The following is a 17,035-nucleotide window of genomic DNA, read 5'->3' as shown; positions in this document are numbered from 1 at the left end:
TTGATTTATAATATAACAAAGATAAGTATGAATAGGTTGCGGTATTTTTTATACTTTCGCGGCATCGTTTTAACAACAGACAGAATGCTCACACTTGATAAAATTTATCAGGCATCATATGCCTTGAAGACAGTCATCAGACGCACTGATTTAATCAGCGCTCCCAATATCAATCCGGAATCCCATATTTTTCTAAAACCAGAGAACTTACAAGTAACCGGATCGTTTAAAGTGCGCGGCGCTTGTTTCAAGATCGCTCAGCTTACGGAAGAAGAGAAATCGCATGGCGTAGTGGCTTGCTCGGCGGGGAACCATGCCCAAGGTGTGGCATTAGCGGCTACCGCTCATGGTATCAAGTCCTTAATCTGCTTGCCCGATAACGCTCCTATCTCTAAAGTCGAGGCTACTAAATCTTATGGGGCAGATGTATGCCTTGTCGAAGGTGTTTATGACGATGCCTATAACAAGGCTTTACAATTGAAGGATGAGAAAGGGTATACATTTATCCATCCGTTTGATGATGAGGATGTGATCGCCGGACAAGGGACCATCGGTTTGGAGTTATTAGAACAACTCCCGGAAGTAGAGGCTGTAATCATTCCGATCGGAGGGGGTGGGCTGATCTCCGGAGTCGCCTATGCCATCAAGAACTTGAACCCGGATATCAGAGTTTACGGAGTGCAAGCCAAAGGAGCGCCCAGCATGTTAAACTCTATCGAGCATGGGAAAATCGAACGCCTCGAAGGTGTCCGTACCATAGCCGACGGTATCGCCGTAAAAGAACCGGGAATACATACTTTCGATCTTTGCCAGCAATATGTGGACGAGATCGTATCCGTGACAGACGATGAGATTTCCACCGCTATCCTCGCATTGATCGAGCAACATAAATTAATCGCCGAAGGGGCGGGTGCCGTAGCCGTGGCCGCCGCCATGTTTAATAAAGTACCCATCAAAGGGAAAAAAGTAATCTGTTTGATTTCCGGCGGAAATATCGACGTGAATATCCTTTCCCGGGTAATCGGACGTGGTTTGCAGAAATCCGGCCGCTCTTGTTCCATGACGATCGAATTGGTAGACAAACCCGGACAACTACAGCACGTATCTGAAATCATTGCCTCTACCGGCGCTAACGTAGTATCCGTATATCACGAGCGTGTCAGCCATACGGCTGATATCAATGGCTGTTATCTGCGGTTGGAGATGGAAACAAGGAATCAACAGCAGATTAATGAGATCCGGCAATTACTCACCGTTTCGGGATATAAGATAGTGGAAGGATAAACAATTCGCCCCTAAGCATACAATTGATTGGCAAACCATTACTGTGCCACTACTTTCCATAGGCGTGGCACAGCCGTGCCATCTTAGTGGCACACTTGTGCCATCCTTATGGCATAGCTGTGCCATCACGGTGGCACAAGCGTGCCCTAAGAATGGCACAAGCTAAATATTAATATATTGTCTTAATGTATTCACATACTCCTCCATCGCCAAGCGTCCTTTATCTGTGATCCGGCAAACCGTTCGGGGCTTCTTCCCGGCAAACCCCTTCTCGATCTCGATATAACCAGCTTCATTAAGTTTGTCCAATTGGACGCTGAGATTTCCTGCGGTAGCGCTCGTCTTCTCCTTGATATAGACAAACTCCGCCTCCTCCACCGATAGTAAAATGGACATCACCGCTAGCCGGAGTTGGGAATGCAATAAAGGATCTAATTCTTTAAACATTGTTTTTTAGCTTTATTATTAAGAATATGCCCGGGAATAATCATCATTACCACAAATGAAAGGCCAAAATACAAATACCATAAAACCGTGACAGGATCATGATTTATCAAACTCATCAGCATGTGGATAACTAAAACGAAAGCAACCACCGGAGAGTAAATCATCCATTTCTCCCGCAAGATAATACCATTTATAGATACCCCTAATCCACAATATAATAACGATAAAGGAAGCATCAATATAAAATTGACGGATTGCCCATAAAGCGCACAAAATACCGCGATCAAGACGAACGTCAGTCCAAACATACAGCCAAACACTTGCCATACCTTGGAGATCGTCTTGTCCGTATAAGTCACCACGGCCGGCTCACAACCTCTTTGCTTATATGAAATAACTGGTCCGACAGCAAACATGAGCATCCATCCCCAAGACCAAATATAATTTTGAGTACACAATATCAAGGAGGATATCACGACCGATAAGAGGACGGTAAAATATCCCCAATAAAGTAACACATTGCCACTCCCTACTTTCATGTTTCGCTTACTGGAGTTAATCATCTGAGTGATAATATCCAGACTTTCTTTTTCTGATAATTTTCTATCTTCCATAATTGTATTTATTTTATGTTATTTTTCATTCAGGCGACTCCGTTCGGAACCGGAACCTATCTCAATCTTACTCTTCCTTACTTTCTTTCCGCTATTGAAATTCCATGTCAACGCAACCTTAAAGACCCTTCCAGTAAGTCCGTTTTCATAACGGGATGATGTTCGATAAACATCCAACGTACTGGCGTACTCATTGGCTTGGTTAAAGATATTATCGACTGAAACTGCCAACAATAGCTTATCATTCAATAGTTTCTTTCTCGCCATTACTCCAACCGTATGCCGGGGGGCGACCTCGCTATTACCGGAATATAGCCGGCTCGTTCCACTATACCGGGCCTCCACCGTAAAACCTGCCGGCAATGCAAAGGTAGCGATCGCATTGGCAAACCCTAAATAATGAGACAAGAAAGAAGACAATTCCGTCATCCGGATATCCTGCCGTACGCCTATGAAATTCCCTGTCAAGTTACACCAAGTAAAGGGTTGATACGGCAAGCTGACCGCTACAAACCAATGGTTTTCCCGATCGTGATTTTCATACGTGATATAGGATACATCGGGATTCGCCACATCTTGTTTACAGAACTCCCGGATCAAGTCGTGGTGCAAGTTTCCTCCTACAGTCACCGTATAACGATAATTATAAACCAACGTTACACTGAAACGATTGATATAAGTAGGACGCAGATAGGGATTCCCGATCTGGTAGCTATAGTCCGAACTCTGTATACGATTCGGATTCAAGGTATAGAACGGAGGACGTTCGATATTACGAGCATATTGCCCGACCAGCATCCACCTCTTGATGGGATCGAACGCATATGTCACGCTCAAGTTCGGAAAAAGATCCAGATAATCCCGGCTAAAATCCTCACTTCTATCCGACGTCTTGGAATATTCCGCACGTACCCCCGCAGCAAACGACCAGTTCTTGATCTCCGCAGAGAAAGAGGCGTAAGCTCCTACTATATTTTCATTATATCTCAAGGTATATCCATATTCCTCATTTGGAATCCAGCTACCACTAGAGGTTAACCCCTCGTACAAGGAATGATCATCCATCAACATATAGGTATATTTAGCCCCGATTTTCAAAGACATCTTTTTACGCAAGTTCTTTTGAAAAGAAATATCGGTTGTCGCCATATCATAATCCGCCGCCGCATGACTCCGGTAAACCGTGTCATAGCTCCAACTAGACTGTTCATAACAGATCGTATGGAAATTATCCCCGGTCGATCGCTTACTTACGTAATCGGCTATGACCTTAAATACCGAGCCTCGATCATCCATTTCGCGTAAGTAATTGACCGTAGCGGAAAACGTGTTATAATCATCCTTCTGTCGATAATTCCCCGTACTCTTCATAGGATAAGAGTTCTTTACTAAATCCGTTTGACTCCAAGATGTTCCATCCGAAGCTTGATTGATATATTCGATCTCAGCTCCGACACTATTCAGCGAATCGATCTCGAAAATAGCCCCGACACGTCCATTCCCATATTTGGAATCCGTATCATACAAAGATTGAGACACAAACTTATTCCCCACCGTTCCGTATTCCCTGTTGGAGTTGATCTCTCCTTTATCCCGGGGAGTAAAAGTACCCGATACCGCTCCATTCAAGCTCCATTTCCCGACACGTGCATTTACGGACGCCGATGGAATATACCCTTGTAAAAATGGAGACAATGACGTACCTAAAGATACATATCCTTGCATACCGTTATCCGGACGTCGCCGCAATGAGATCTTGATCACTCCACCCTTAGTTGAGGCCTCATACTCAACTCCCGCGATCGGTATTACCTCAATCCTTTTTATATCCTCCGATTTCAAAGACCGCAAATAAGCCAGTAGCTCCTCTCCCGTTAAACGAATCTCACGATCATCCACAAACACCTTCGTTCCTTGCGCCCCGTTTATCGAGATAGTTTCATCCGAGAGCCAGACACCCGGTGCCTGTGATAATAATTCCGTACCATCCTTTCCGGCAGATGGCATGACCGACATGATAAAGCGGTCCGCCTTCCGCTCGATATTCTTCGCTTGAACAACGACTTCCCTCAGAACATGGTTCAATAGATCTAGAATCAAGGAATCCCGCCGTTTTATCGGCAAGATCAGCTCTTTCCGTAAAGGCTCGTATCCGAGGCATTGAACAACAAGCCTATACTTCCCAGCCTCCGCCTCCATGCTAAAATCGCCATCACTATTGGCCACGGCACCCCCTACCTGTTTTTCTCCCGATAAAAGCACAGCGGTCGCATATTCCACGGCATTTCCCTCCGCATCGGAAACATGGGCTTTATAAACCGTTTGTCCCGAGATCTTTTGGGCACTACTCCCGCCTATCGCCAAAATCCAGAGCCATAGTAGTAAAAACCGTACCATGGCTCTATTGATTTACCGGATAATACAGTTTTAATTTGAAAGTCGCTTCCTCATCCTTCACCTCGCAACTTTTCAACACATATCCTTCCGCAGGCCCTTTTCCTTCCAGCATATCCATTTGCCAATTCTCGTTCTCGTCATGGAATACGGACAGATCAAACTTTTCCCAATCCACGTTTTCCAGCCGGATCGTAACCTTTCCTTTCTCAGACTTCGCCATGCCATAAACAGGCTTGGTATCTTTTCCTGACTGAGCCATAACTAGGATATTCCCATGGTTACCACGTATATTTCCAATCTCTACAATAATAGTACGTGCCTCTATGCAACCACATACCAACATGAATAAAGATAATATGAATAAAACTCGTCTCATTTTAGTATCCTCCTCTTAATTATTATCACTGTTACTGCAAACAAGTTTATTTTATAAACCATCCATGGATAAAAAAATGCAAAAGAGCTGCGCATCACTCTTTGCACATCGCAAATATAGACAAGTTTATTTTATAAACCAAATAATATTATAAAATATTCCAATAAAAATTTGACTCTGCAAAATACAGCCAAAATCCCCCACTAACCCTCCTAGAAAACACGTACATGCTTTCAAAACAACCATTTTAAGTTTGAAACAAAGCAACTTTTTCGCTATATTGCGCACATTTAGAATATATATGAACAGGACCAACATACAAATAACTAAAGATATGAACGAACGAATAATTGCTATACAAGCAGATATTACGACATTGGATGTAGACGCCATCGTAAATGCCGCGAACAATAGCTTATTGGGAGGTGGCGGCGTAGACGGTGCCATCCATTGGGCCGCCGGTCCGGAACTCCTTGACGAATGCCGGACTTTACAAGGATGCCCGACCGGAGAGGCGAAGATAACGAAAGGTTATCGATTGAAAGCCCGTCATGTCATACACACCGTCGGTCCCATCTACCGAAACGGACAACACGGAGAGCCGGAGCTACTGGAAAATTGTTATCGAAACTCCTTGCGATTGGCGAAAGAGAACAGACTGAGAACAATCGCTTTCCCATCAATAAGCACCGGCGTATATGGCTATCCTATCGAGGAGGCGGCACGGATAGCGATCCGCACGATCGATACCTTCCTAAAAGAGAATCCGGAAATCCAGCAAGTCACGATGTGCTGTTTCTCCGGATACGACAAATCGGTTTATACGAAAGCGCTGGAACAAATTACAACTCACGAGCCGTAATGTGGAAACACCCTTGCTTGCGTTCGTGCTTGATATAGCAACGATCCGCCCTGCGCAAATCACGAAGCACGGAGGCAAGCACCATTTTCAAGCGGTCCTTATCAATATTTAAGGTATCTTTCTCATCTATCTTAGTATAGCGTACCCATGATACATCGAACGTAGTTCCGTATTGGTGGGCAGAGTTGAGAGAAGAGTTCGTATTCCTTTTTCTCAATTTCTTGACATCGGCAACCGTACGGGTTACACTGGTTACCTTTATTTTATAGATGGAAGCATTCAAGTTTTTCAATGAGTCTTGGAAGTTTTTCCCGATATCCTCCAGCAGATTAGCGGCTTCCGGCACCAAATACGGAATAGAGTGCGTCAACTCCTCTACCTCGTAATAGTCATTCGTCTTGATCTCCACCATATCCCGGGAGGCGTGCTCCGCTCCTTCCCTCGAAGAGACAGGCTCTATGCCGATCTTCTTCGCAACGGACAAATGAACGTCATTCAAATCATTAAAATCACGATTATAGCTTCCATTGTACCAAATCTTCTTCAATTCACCTCTTTTCTCCTTACAAGAAGAAAAAGCCGTCGCCGACACGATCACGACCAGCAACAACATCACATTAAACACAGTCTTCATCTTCATTACCTTCGTTTTGCCTGACAAACATACGGAAAAATCCGAAATTCCCCCTTAACTCCAATTAGTTTTTCTCTAAATGGTAGACGGACGGCTGAAAGATGTGTTCCCGTGAAATAAAACTTCTCCCTTTGCATCAATGGATAAAGAATATTACTAATTTTGTAACTTGATTCGAATAATAAAAAATAGCACATCTTTTTGAAGCGTAATTTAATAAAAGGAATAGCGGATGATTGAAAGAATTTATATTCTTGAAAGCGTAGACCCGGTAATTTTCTACGGTGTGAATAACTCTAATATGCAATTGATCAAGACATTGTTTCCGAAATTGCGTATCGTTGCCCGTGGAAATGTGATGAAAGTGATTGGAGATGAGGATGAGTCCGAGCTTTTTCTCAAGAAAATCCGTGAGGTGGAAAAATACTGTGAGGAGTTTAACTCGCTCTCCGAAGACGTGATTCTGGATATTATAAAAGGGAAAGGCCCCACGGTCGTGAAGCAGGAGAACCTGATCATCCACGGCATGAACGGCAAGCCGATTACCGCACGTACCGAGAATCAACAGTTATTGGTAAAGGCTTTCGAGAACAACGATCTGGTTTTCGCCACAGGACCCGCCGGTTCAGGCAAAACATTCGTCGCTATCGCCCTAGCCGTAAAAGCATTAAAGAATAAGGAAGTACGGAAGATCATCTTAAGCCGTCCCGCCGTGGAAGCCGGAGAAAAACTGGGTTTCTTGCCGGGTGAGATGAAAGATAAGCTAGATCCCTATCTGCAACCGCTTTACGATGCCTTGCAGGATATGATACCGGCAGCCAAGCTGAAGGAATATATGGAGAATAACGTGATACAGATCGCCCCGCTAGCGTTTATGCGCGGTCGTACCTTGAACGACGCCGTCATTATATTGGACGAGGCGCAAAACACGACGACGCATCAAATCAAGATGTTCTTGACCCGCTTGGGTATGAACGCCAAGATGATCGTCACCGGAGATGTCACGCAGATAGACCTTCCGCCTTCTACCACGTCCGGATTGATACAGGCCATGCAAATATTGAAGGGCGTAAACGGGATCGGTAAGATCGAGTTCACCAAGAAAGATATTGTCCGGCATAAACTTGTCCAACGAATCGTAGAGGCTTATGATAAGTTCGATGATAAACGGAAGAAAGAGATCAAAGAGGCAAAAGAGAAGAAAACGAATATAGACAACAACTAAAAGTAAGAGTCATGAAGAAGGCATTAGTTAAAACAGACTTCAATTTCCCGCGACAAAAGAGCGTATACCATGGGAAAGTACGCGACGTGTACAACATCAATGACGAGGTATTGGTAATGGTCGCTACAGACCGTATTTCCGCTTTCGATGTTATCTTGCCGGAAGGTATTCCTTACAAGGGACAAATGTTAAACCAGATCGCCGCCAAGTTCCTTGACGCTACGACTGATATTTGTCCGAACTGGAAAATGGCTACTCCGGACCCGATGGTAACGGTTGGCGTTCAATGCCAAGGTTTCCCGGTTGAGATGATCGTACGCGGTTATCTGTGCGGAAGCGCATGGCGTGCTTATAAGAGCGGCGTACGTGAGATCTGCGGCGTGAAACTACCGGAGGGTATGCGTGAAAACCAACGTTTCCCCGAACCCATCATCACCCCGACCACAAAGGCTGAGATCGGAGAGCATGATCAAGATATCTCTAAAGAGGAGATTCTCGCTAAAGGTTTGGTCTCTAAAGAGGACTACGAGGTTCTTGAGAAATATACGATGGCCTTGTTTAAACGCGGTACCGAGATCGCTAAGGAACGTGGCTTGATCTTGGTTGACACGAAATATGAGTTCGGTCATCGTGACGGCAAGATCTATTTGATCGACGAGATCCATACTCCGGATTCCTCCCGTTATTTCTACTCAGAAGGATACGAGGATCGTTTCGCCAAAGGGGAACCGCAGAAGCAACTTTCCAAGGAGTTCGTCCGCGAATGGTTGATGGAAAATGGCTTCCAAGGTAAATCCGGACAGAAAGTTCCTGAAATGACACCGGAGATCGTAGAAGGAATCAGCAACCGATATATCGAATTGTTCGAGCATATCACAGGGGAGACTTTCGTAAAAGGCGAGACTGATAACTTGCTGAACCGCATCGAGAAAAACGTTACTGAATATTTACAGAATAAATAAGATACCGCACATGATACAGTATGGTTCAGAGACAATACTTCCTTATAACAAAGAGGAACAAAAGGGCACGCAAGTCAAACGTATGTTCGACTCGATAGCCGAAACGTATGATCAACTCAACCATACTCTCTCATTTGGTATCGACAAGATATGGCGCAGGAAAGGGATCGCTTTCCTGCGTCCTTTCTCTCCTAAAACGATACTGGATATCGCTACCGGTACCGGAGACTTGGCTATCTCCATGTACAAAAAGCTGCGACCCGACCATATCGTCGGTGCCGACATCTCGTTAGGCATGATGGAAGTGGGACGGAAAAAAGTAGCTGCCGCCGGTTATTCGGAGTATATATCCTTCGAGCAACAGGACTGTACGGCCTTGACCTACGAGGAAAACTCGTTCGATGCCGTAACCGCCGCTTTCGGGGTTCGTAATTTTGAGAACATAGAGCAAGGTATCTCAGAGATGTACCGGGTGCTGAAACCCGGTGGGCATATCATGATCTTGGAACTTTCCACACCGGAACATTTTCCCATGAGACAACTCTACCAGATCTACTCGAAGACCGTCATCCCCTTTATCGGACGTCTACTCTCTAAAGAAAAAGTCGCGTATAATTATTTGCCGGCTTCCATCAAGGTAGTTCCTCAGGGAAAGGTCATGACGGATTTACTCACCCGCCAAGGCTTCAAGCAGGCCCGTGTACGGACCTTTACCTTCGGGATCTGTTCATTATATACAGGATCTAAAGAATAAACAATAAAAAGGTTATGCAGAAATATGGCTTACTGGGATATCCCCTCGGACATTCGTTTTCTAAAACGTATTTCAACCAGAAGTTTGAGGCGGAGAAGATCGACGCTGAGTACTTGAATTTCGAGATTCCCTCTATCAAGGAGATTAAGAACGTAATCAAAGAAAACCCTGAACTTAACGGTTTAAACGTGACCATTCCTTATAAGGAACAAGTAATCCCATATTTAGATGATTTGGATGACGATGCCCGTCAGATCGGAGCGGTAAATGTCATCAAGTTCACAAAAGGTCTTTTCGGCAAACTTAAACTGAAAGGATATAACTCGGATATTATCGGATTCAAGCAATCGATTGATCCTTTATTGAAAGAAACGCACCGGAAAGCGTTGATCCTTGGTACAGGAGGGGCGTCGAAGGCAGTCTTCCACGGACTGAAACAGCTAGGCGTTGGTGCCACGCTGGTTTCTCGCAAACCGAAAGAATTTTGTATCACGTACGATGAGATTACTCCGAAAACCATGGAGCAATATACGGTGATCGTAAACACGACTCCCTTAGGCATGTTCCCTAATATAGACTCATGTCCGGATATCCCGTACGATTTACTTACGCCGAATCATCTATTGTATGATTTACTTTACAATCCGGATGAGACCCTTTTCATGAAGAAAGGAAAAGAAAAAGGCGCCGTCGTGAAAAATGGTCTGGAAATGCTTCTATTACAGGCTTTCGCTGCTTGGGAGATCTGGCAGAAATAGATCGAACGATATCTTTCCAACCGCATGATTTGATGAAGCTAGCTTCGTGAGCCAATGAAGTTAGCTTCGTTAGTCAATGAAGTTAACTTCACAAGCGTATGAAGTTAACTTACTTCAACCAAGTCAATACATAGTCCGGTGTAACTTGATATGCCAACTCATATTCCCGGCATGCCTCGGTCCGGGTTTCTCGTCCCTTAAACGTCCCACTCGATAAATAAGGAAAAGGATTCACGTGAAGATGCTTTTGAAAGTCCACTCCTTCCTGCCCGATTATCTTGAACAAGGTTTCTTTGGCGCACCAATGGATTAATAGATGCTCGACCTCATGCTCCAGATCGATACCCGCCTCTTCCTCCGGATTCATAAAGCGACTTCGTATTTTCAAGATCCGGTCCGAACGATACTCGATATCGATCCCTGTCGGACGCTTATCCAAGATTACCGCCACATAATCTTTCGTATGAGATATACTAATATATAAAGGTACGCACGCAAGGAACGGGGCACCCGTAGAATGATAGTCAACCCTTGCCTCCTCTCCTAAAAGCTCTTTTAAAAGCACCCGGCTGGCGAAACGTTCCTGCCTCCGCTTCTCTGCCGATACCCGCTCCAAAAAAGAAGAATAGTCCGCTTTATGCTCAAGCATCCCCAAAAGCTCATCAGAGCTTTCTTCCATTTTCCAGACTCCATGCAGCGGCGAGAGTTGTTTATATAGCAAGGCCATATTATTCTTTCCAACTAAAAGTTTGTATAAGTTCTATGATATCTTCCCGGATATATTGGATAGCGGGAGCTAATGAATCCGCATTGGGTTTACAGTCAAAATACAAGGCTCCCCGGAAGAAATTCGATACACTATCTGTCAACAGGAATTGTATGGGAGAAGCCGATTCTCCATCCAAAAGAAACAGCGAGCCATAAACGTTTGCGGCAGGGTTGGAATACGCTTTCTCCGATATCCGATTCTCCGACTTTATTTGGCGGGCGACGAAAGAGCGGCTTTCCGTCTCCACCGTCACCAAGGACGCGGGAGTAATTGGCAAATAGCTGCAATAAAGCTTAGCCTCTAACTCCGGATACGAGATATTCAAGCCCGTAACACCCTTCTTTTGATCCGGCACCTCTATGACCGCAGTCTGAGAGACATCAAAATTAAAAGGCAGGTAACTGAGATCAAGCGGTTTATATTGTGCCTTCGAAGGTTCGATACGAACATAGCCCCGTGGCTTCGGCGTATATTCCACACACGAAATACAGCATATCCCTAAAAACAGAGAACCTCCTATGACAGCAGCTATCCATTTCATAAACATTTACTTCGTATCTTTCCCATTCTCATCATTCCCTGTACCTTCAGGGATACGGTTAAATTTAACCTTTAATATCCTCCTGTTATCCACTTCCAGCACTTGGAAACGATATTCCTTAAAATCTATAATCTCCCTACGGCGTGGAAAATCCCCTTTTATCTCCAACAAAAGACCGGCCAAAGTTTCCACTTCTTCCGTCAATTTACCAAAATCTGAGGGATCGGCATCGATAACCCGGAAGAAATCCGTCAATAATATCTTTGCCTCAAAGATCAAGCTACCGTCTGCTAAACGGATGAATTGTTGCTCATCCTCATCATACTCATCGGAGATCTCTCCGACAATTTCCTCTAGGATATCTTCCATCGTCACGATACCGGAGGTACCGCCAAACTCATCGACCACGATCGCCATATGAATTTTATTGGTACGGAACTCTTCCAGCAAATCATCGATCTTCTTGGTTTCCGGCACGAAATAGGCCGGTCTGATCAAACTCTGCCAACGGAATGTATCGGGCTTGTCAATATAGGGCAATAAGTCCTTGATATATAAGATACCTTTTATATTATCCTCAGTCTCGGAATATACCGGAATACGCGAATAGCCGGATTTGATAATAAAATCAACCACCTCACGGAAACTGATCTTGATCTCGATATCTTCCATATCCAGACGAGGAGTCATGATCTCATCAGCGGTCTTATTATAAAACTTGATAATCTCCGCCAGCATCTCCTTCTCCTCCGGGATCTCGGTAGAGGTTAGCTCTAACGCTTTAGAAAGCTCATCTACAGAGATATCATATTTCTTTTTCGCTAACGCTTTATTGATGACCGATGTGGAATTAACCAAGATTTTCGAGAATGGGCGGCAGAAGCGTTCCAAACCACTTAATACAGAGGCTGAAAAACGAACAAAACGCAAAGAATTCTTCTGTGCGTAAATCTTAGGCATGATCTCCCCAAAAAGTAAAAGCAAGAAAGTCAGTAGAATCGTCTCAAGCACAAAGCCTAGAAGAGGAGCGGCCGAGAAATTAATCCAAGCGTTAATCGCATAGGTACACAACATAACGACCGCCACATTTACGAAATTATTAGCGATCAATATAGATGCCAATAGATACTCCGAACGTTCAAGGAGACGTTTGATAACAGGATCTGCCGGGCGATTCTCTTCCCCGATCTCATTTAGGTCGCCCGGGGTTAGAGAAAAGAATGCCACTTCAGAGGCCGACACGAAGCCGGAAACAAACAGCAGTAAAAAAGCGAGACTTAATGCGATCACAGGACCCGCTGTCAGCGCCTGCACCGTTACGTTTTCAAATAAGCCCGATAAATAATAGTCCGAGTCCAAGGGAAACAGTATTAGTTAAACAATATCAGAACGGGAGATCATCCGCGTCACTGGATTCTGAGAATGCGCTAGGCTGCGAGGCGGCTGGCTGTTGATAAGCGGTATTTGGCGCCGTAGTCGGTTGAGCCGATTGTCCTTGCCCCACATTGGGCTGCATACTACCGCCTTGTGCAGTCGTATTTCCACCATCGGCCGGACGGGAACCCGTACTGTAAAACTCGATACGATCCGCATGGATCTCCGTAACATATCGTTTCACGCCGCTTTGGTCATCATAATTACGAGTACGAATCTTGCCTTCCACATATACACCGGAACCTTTACGTACCCATTTTTCCACGAAAGGAACCAAATCCCGACGAACTACGATATTATGCCACTCCGTACGTTCCGGAACCACCGTTCCATTTGCCAACGTATACCCACGTTCCGAGGTTGCCAGCGGGAAATTAGCGACAGCGGCACCACTGTCAAAATAGCGAACGTCAGGATCTTTGCCTACGTTGCCGATCAATATAACCTTATTCAATGACATAATTCAAATTCTTAATAACCATACAAAGAAACACAAATTCAATCATTCTCACAAGTTTCCGTTTAATTTCTCTAAATAAATATGTATCAGCCGGGGAACGGCATACTTCTCAATATCCCGGCAAGGCAAAGAGAGATAATTCCCCAAGGATTCCGGAACCAGCTCTATCTCTATTTGATAGAAAGAAGCGTATAAAATTTGATGGGAGAGCGTATGCTTTACATTCGATAACCCTTGGGTGATACTCAATTTTCCAGCATCTCCCAATAGGTTACGGAAGGCTTGCGTCTCACACAAACCGGAAAAATCCATCGCATGATCCGTCTCGATCAAAGGAAATTCATACAAGCCGGTCCAGATATCCTTCCCCGCCCGTCTGTTCATCCAAGTTTGTCCTTTATATATAATGTATAGATAGTGGAAATAACGATCCCTTGTCTTCGTCTTATTTTGTTTCACCGGATAAGCTTGCACATTGCCGGAAGCGAACGCCATGCATTTATCTTTTAGCGGGCACACCCCGCAGTCCGGGTTTTGAGGAACACATTGCAAAGCACCCAATTCCATGATCGCCTGATTATGCGTCCCTGCGTTCTTAGGGTCCAAGATCATTCCGGCCAGTTCCGCGAATTGCTTTTTACCCTTCGTGGTGTCGATCGGCGTATCTACGGCAAACAAACGGGAAAGTACCCGGTACACATTTCCATCCACGACCGGACACGGTTGGTTCCAAGCAAAGGAGACGATCGCCGCCGCCGTATACTCCCCGATACCTTTCAAGGATAATACCTCTTTATAATTCTCCGGGAAAACCCCGTTAAACCGCTCCATGATAGATTTAGCCGCCGCATGTAAGTTACGAGCCCGGCTATAATACCCCAAGCCCTGCCAATATTTCAGCACCTCATCCTCTTCCGCCGCCGCTAGAGATGCCACATCCGGGAAACGTTCGGTGAAACGCAAAAAATACTCCAATCCCTGTACAACCCGGGTTTGTTGCAATATAATCTCCGATATCCAGATGATATAAGGGTCTCTCGTTTCCCTCCAAGGAAGCTCTCTTTTATAGGTTTCATACCACTCAACCAATATCCGGCTGATTTCTAACTCACTTTCATACTGTAACATAACTGCTCCCTTTCTCTCTTTTCAACATCATAACTATTTGATTACCGCAAACATACATATATATTACGAATCGAGAAGAATCTTTTTATTTAAAAATTGAAGCTCAATTCTTTTTCCACTTAAATAAAAAGCTATATATTTGCATTCCAAAAAATTAATAGGTCAAAATCAATTAATTAATTTATAGACATGACTAAAGCAGATATTGTTAGCGAGATTTCAAAAAGCACTGGTATCGACAAACAGACAGTGCTAGCAAGCGTTGAGTCCTTCATGGATATCGTAAAAAGTTCTTTAGCCCAAGGCGAAAACGTTTACTTGAGAGGTTTCGGAAGTTTCGTTATTAAGAAGAGAGCTCAAAAGACAGCTCGTAATATTTCAAAAAATACTACGATCATCATCCCGGAACACAACATTCCGTCATTCAAGCCGGCTAAGACTTTTATTGGTGAAGTTAAGTAATTAATTATTATACGTTTAATTTAAAATTTTAAAGCGATGCCTAGCGGAAAGAAAAGAAAAAGACATAAAATGTCTACGCACAAGCGCAAAAAGAGACTGAAGAAGAATAGACATAAGAAGAAATAAGTCTATCTAACGAACTCTAAAGAACAAACTTAATAAGTGACCTTTTAAGTTTGTTCTTTGCGTATTTTATAAGGTCTGATCTTAAAAACACATCTTAAGTGATTAGTGAATTAGTAGTTGATGTACAGCCCAAAGAGGTATCTATCGCCGTCTTGGAGGACAAGAGCCTTGTGGAGCTCCAAAAGGAGGCCCGCAACGTCTCGTTCGCCGTTGGTGATATCTATCTAGGTAAGGTTAAGAAACTGATGCCGGGCTTAAACGCTGCGTTCATTGATGTCGGTTACAAAAAGGATGCGTTTCTTCACTATTTGGACTTAGGTCCTAACTTCAACACCCAACAGAAATATTTAAAGCAATTGCTGAGCGATCCCAAAAAGGCGCCGGTACTGTCGAAAACTCAGATTCTACCGGAGATCGAAAAGAACGGGAGTATTAGCGACGTGCTGAAAGTAGGACAAGAGGTGTTGGTTCAAATTGCTAAAGAGCCTATCTCGACGAAAGGTCCCCGATTGACTTCCGAGCTTTCTTTTGCCGGAAGATATATCGTGCTGATACCGTTCGCCGATAAAGTATCTGTCTCCACCAAAATTAAATCAAGCGAGGAACGAGCCCGTTTGCGCCAGTTAATCCAAAGTATCAAACCGAAGAATTTCAGTGTTATCGTACGGACATCCTCGGAGGGCAAGCGTGTCGCGGAGCTTGATCATGAATTGAAGACATTGATGAAACGATGGGAAGATAATATCGTGAAGGTGCCTAAACTCAAAGCTCCGGCTATTATTTATGAGGAAACGGCACGTACCGTAGCTTTGCTTCGGGATATATTCAACCCCTCTTTCCAAAATATTTATGTAAATGACAAGGAGGTCTACAATAATGTCCGCGACTATGTAAGCTTGATCGCACCGGGACGGGAAGAAATCGTACAGTTATATACGGGAGAGCTTCCTATCTTCGACAACTTTGCGGTCACCAAGCAAATCAAGTCGCTATTCGGACGAACTGTCACTTACAAGAGTGGAGCTTACTTGATTATCGAGCACACGGAAGCTATGCACGTTATCGACGTGAACAGCGGGAACCGTTCCAAAGGCAGCGATGCCCAAGAGAAGACAGCTATCGACGTAAATATAGCCGCCGCCGATGAGATCGCCCGTCAGCTCCGCTTACGAGACATGGGAGGTATCATCGTCATAGACTTTATCGATATGGCAGAGGCTGCCAACCGGCAAAAGCTATTTGAACACATGACAAAGGCAATGGCAAATGACCGGGCTAAACACAATATCCTTCCTCTTAGTAAGTTTGGCTTGATGCAGATTACCCGTCAGCGGGTACGTCCGGCAATGGACGTGGATACGTCAGAAGACTGCCCATCCTGTTTCGGAACAGGAACGGTTAAGCCTTCCATCCTGTTTACCGACAGCCTGGAAGAAAAAATAGATTGCTTAGTAAACAAACATCACGTGAAGAAATTCACCCTGCATGTACATCCGTATGTCGCAGCGTATGTGAACAAGGGGTTGTTCCCCTTGAGCATGAAGTGGAAAATGAAGTACACACATGGTTTAAAAGTTATTCCCAATCAAAGTCTCGCCTTTCTTGAATACAAATTCTTTGATGCCGACAAGAATGAGCTTGACATGAAAGAAGAAAAGGAAATAATCAACAAATAACAAGAGAAGCCCCGGGCCTATTAAAGCGGTTCCGGGGCTTTCTGTATTCTGCCAAACCGTCAAAATGTCACGATTCATGACACGTATTATTTATTTTCAAACCCAAACTTCTTTGGCACGGCATTT

Annotated in this window: 18 protein-coding genes; 8 read left to right on the top strand and 10 right to left on the bottom strand. The window is 44.3% G+C overall.

Annotated features, from left to right (window positions below):
* The first annotated feature begins 84 nt into the window (after positions 1-84).
* Positions 85-1,284 carry a threonine ammonia-lyase gene (gene ilvA, locus NBH16_RS04895; protein WP_005854639.1) on the top strand — a complete coding sequence of 400 codons (1,200 nt, stop codon included), beginning with the start codon at positions 85-87 and terminating at the stop codon, positions 1,282-1,284.
* Positions 1,285-1,446: 162 nt separating this feature from the next.
* On the opposite strand, the gene NBH16_RS04890 is transcribed toward ilvA, so the two are convergent.
* Genes NBH16_RS04890 through NBH16_RS04875 form a run of 4 tightly spaced genes read right to left on the bottom strand, consistent with a single transcriptional unit; the run spans position 1,447 to position 5,118 of the window.
* Positions 1,447-1,731, bottom strand: coding sequence for a winged helix-turn-helix domain-containing protein (locus NBH16_RS04890; protein WP_005864739.1), 285 nt, complete (start codon positions 1,729-1,731; stop codon positions 1,447-1,449).
* A complete protein-coding gene (locus NBH16_RS04885; protein WP_005864737.1) occupies positions 1,716-2,345 on the bottom strand; it encodes a hypothetical protein in 630 nt (209 codons plus the stop codon). Before NBH16_RS04885 ends, NBH16_RS04890 begins: the two co-directional genes overlap by 16 nt.
* Positions 2,346-2,363: 18 nt before the next feature.
* The gene (locus tag NBH16_RS04880) at positions 2,364-4,742 is read right to left on the bottom strand and encodes an outer membrane beta-barrel protein (RefSeq protein WP_250788191.1); all 2,379 of its coding nucleotides are present in this window, start codon (positions 4,740-4,742) and stop codon (positions 2,364-2,366) included.
* Positions 4,743-4,746: 4 nt separating this feature from the next.
* Positions 4,747-5,118 carry a DUF2141 domain-containing protein gene (locus NBH16_RS04875; RefSeq protein ID WP_008773449.1) on the bottom strand — a complete coding sequence of 124 codons (372 nt, stop codon included), beginning with the start codon at positions 5,116-5,118 and terminating at the stop codon, positions 4,747-4,749.
* A 334-nt stretch (positions 5,119-5,452) separates the two neighbouring features.
* Between NBH16_RS04875 and NBH16_RS04870 the strand changes: the two genes are divergently transcribed.
* The gene (locus tag NBH16_RS04870) at positions 5,453-5,980 is read left to right on the top strand and encodes an O-acetyl-ADP-ribose deacetylase (protein ID WP_005854629.1); all 528 of its coding nucleotides are present in this window, start codon (positions 5,453-5,455) and stop codon (positions 5,978-5,980) included.
* Here NBH16_RS04870 and NBH16_RS04865 read toward each other — a convergent pair.
* Positions 5,961-6,620 (bottom strand): DUF5715 family protein, encoded by a 660-nt coding sequence (locus tag NBH16_RS04865; protein ID WP_008773450.1) that lies wholly within the window; start codon positions 6,618-6,620, stop codon positions 5,961-5,963. The genes NBH16_RS04870 and NBH16_RS04865 overlap by 20 nt on opposite strands.
* A gap of 226 nt (positions 6,621-6,846) precedes the next feature.
* On the opposite strand from NBH16_RS04865, the gene NBH16_RS04860 reads away from it, so the two are divergent.
* Genes NBH16_RS04860 through NBH16_RS04845 form a run of 4 tightly spaced genes read left to right on the top strand, consistent with a single transcriptional unit; the run spans position 6,847 to position 10,313 of the window.
* Complete coding sequence (locus NBH16_RS04860; RefSeq protein WP_005854625.1) at positions 6,847-7,839, top strand: PhoH family protein; 993 nt, start codon at positions 6,847-6,849, stop codon at positions 7,837-7,839.
* Positions 7,840-7,850: 11 nt separating this feature from the next.
* A complete protein-coding gene (locus tag NBH16_RS04855; RefSeq protein WP_005864727.1) occupies positions 7,851-8,801 on the top strand; it encodes a phosphoribosylaminoimidazolesuccinocarboxamide synthase in 951 nt (316 codons plus the stop codon).
* A 10-nt stretch (positions 8,802-8,811) separates the two neighbouring features.
* Positions 8,812-9,555, top strand: coding sequence for a bifunctional demethylmenaquinone methyltransferase/2-methoxy-6-polyprenyl-1,4-benzoquinol methylase UbiE (ubiE, locus tag NBH16_RS04850; protein WP_250788190.1), 744 nt, complete (start codon positions 8,812-8,814; stop codon positions 9,553-9,555).
* Between the two features lie 14 nt (positions 9,556-9,569).
* The gene (locus NBH16_RS04845; protein ID WP_005854619.1) at positions 9,570-10,313 is read left to right on the top strand and encodes a shikimate dehydrogenase family protein; all 744 of its coding nucleotides are present in this window, start codon (positions 9,570-9,572) and stop codon (positions 10,311-10,313) included.
* Between the two features lie 109 nt (positions 10,314-10,422).
* Here NBH16_RS04845 and NBH16_RS04840 read toward each other — a convergent pair whose 3' ends face one another.
* Genes NBH16_RS04840 through mutY form a run of 5 tightly spaced genes read right to left on the bottom strand, consistent with a single transcriptional unit; the run spans position 10,423 to position 14,645 of the window.
* Positions 10,423-11,040, bottom strand: coding sequence for a 4'-phosphopantetheinyl transferase family protein (locus NBH16_RS04840; protein ID WP_005854617.1), 618 nt, complete (start codon positions 11,038-11,040; stop codon positions 10,423-10,425).
* A gap of 1 nt (position 11,041) precedes the next feature.
* Entirely contained in the window at positions 11,042-11,623 is a 582-nt protein-coding gene (gene gldD, locus NBH16_RS04835) for a gliding motility lipoprotein GldD (protein ID WP_005864719.1), read from the bottom strand.
* 6 nt (positions 11,624-11,629) lie between these two features.
* Complete coding sequence (gldE, locus tag NBH16_RS04830) at positions 11,630-12,982, bottom strand: gliding motility-associated protein GldE (protein WP_008773452.1); 1,353 nt, start codon at positions 12,980-12,982, stop codon at positions 11,630-11,632.
* A 25-nt stretch (positions 12,983-13,007) separates the two neighbouring features.
* Positions 13,008-13,517, bottom strand: a complete 510-nt coding sequence (locus NBH16_RS04825; protein ID WP_005864715.1) for a single-stranded DNA-binding protein — start codon at positions 13,515-13,517, stop codon at positions 13,008-13,010.
* 48 nt (positions 13,518-13,565) lie between these two features.
* Positions 13,566-14,645 (bottom strand): A/G-specific adenine glycosylase, encoded by a 1,080-nt coding sequence (gene mutY, locus NBH16_RS04820; RefSeq protein ID WP_005864713.1) that lies wholly within the window; start codon positions 14,643-14,645, stop codon positions 13,566-13,568.
* 189 nt (positions 14,646-14,834) lie between these two features.
* Here mutY and NBH16_RS04815 point away from each other — a divergent pair, with 189 nt between their 5' ends.
* Both NBH16_RS04815 and NBH16_RS04810 read left to right on the top strand, forming a co-directional pair.
* Positions 14,835-15,107, top strand: coding sequence for an HU family DNA-binding protein (locus NBH16_RS04815; protein WP_005854607.1), 273 nt, complete (start codon positions 14,835-14,837; stop codon positions 15,105-15,107).
* A 224-nt stretch (positions 15,108-15,331) separates the two neighbouring features.
* Complete coding sequence (locus NBH16_RS04810) at positions 15,332-16,909, top strand: Rne/Rng family ribonuclease (protein ID WP_005854603.1); 1,578 nt, start codon at positions 15,332-15,334, stop codon at positions 16,907-16,909.
* Positions 16,910-17,035: the final 126 nt, after the last annotated feature.

The organism is Parabacteroides sp. Y3-G-102 (genome assembly GCF_023656845.1).
GTDB classification, from domain to species: domain Bacteria; phylum Bacteroidota; class Bacteroidia; order Bacteroidales; family Tannerellaceae; genus Parabacteroides; species Parabacteroides distasonis.
The sequence above is the reverse complement of the archived record's forward strand: the minus strand, read 5'-3'. Positions and strand labels throughout refer to the sequence as shown.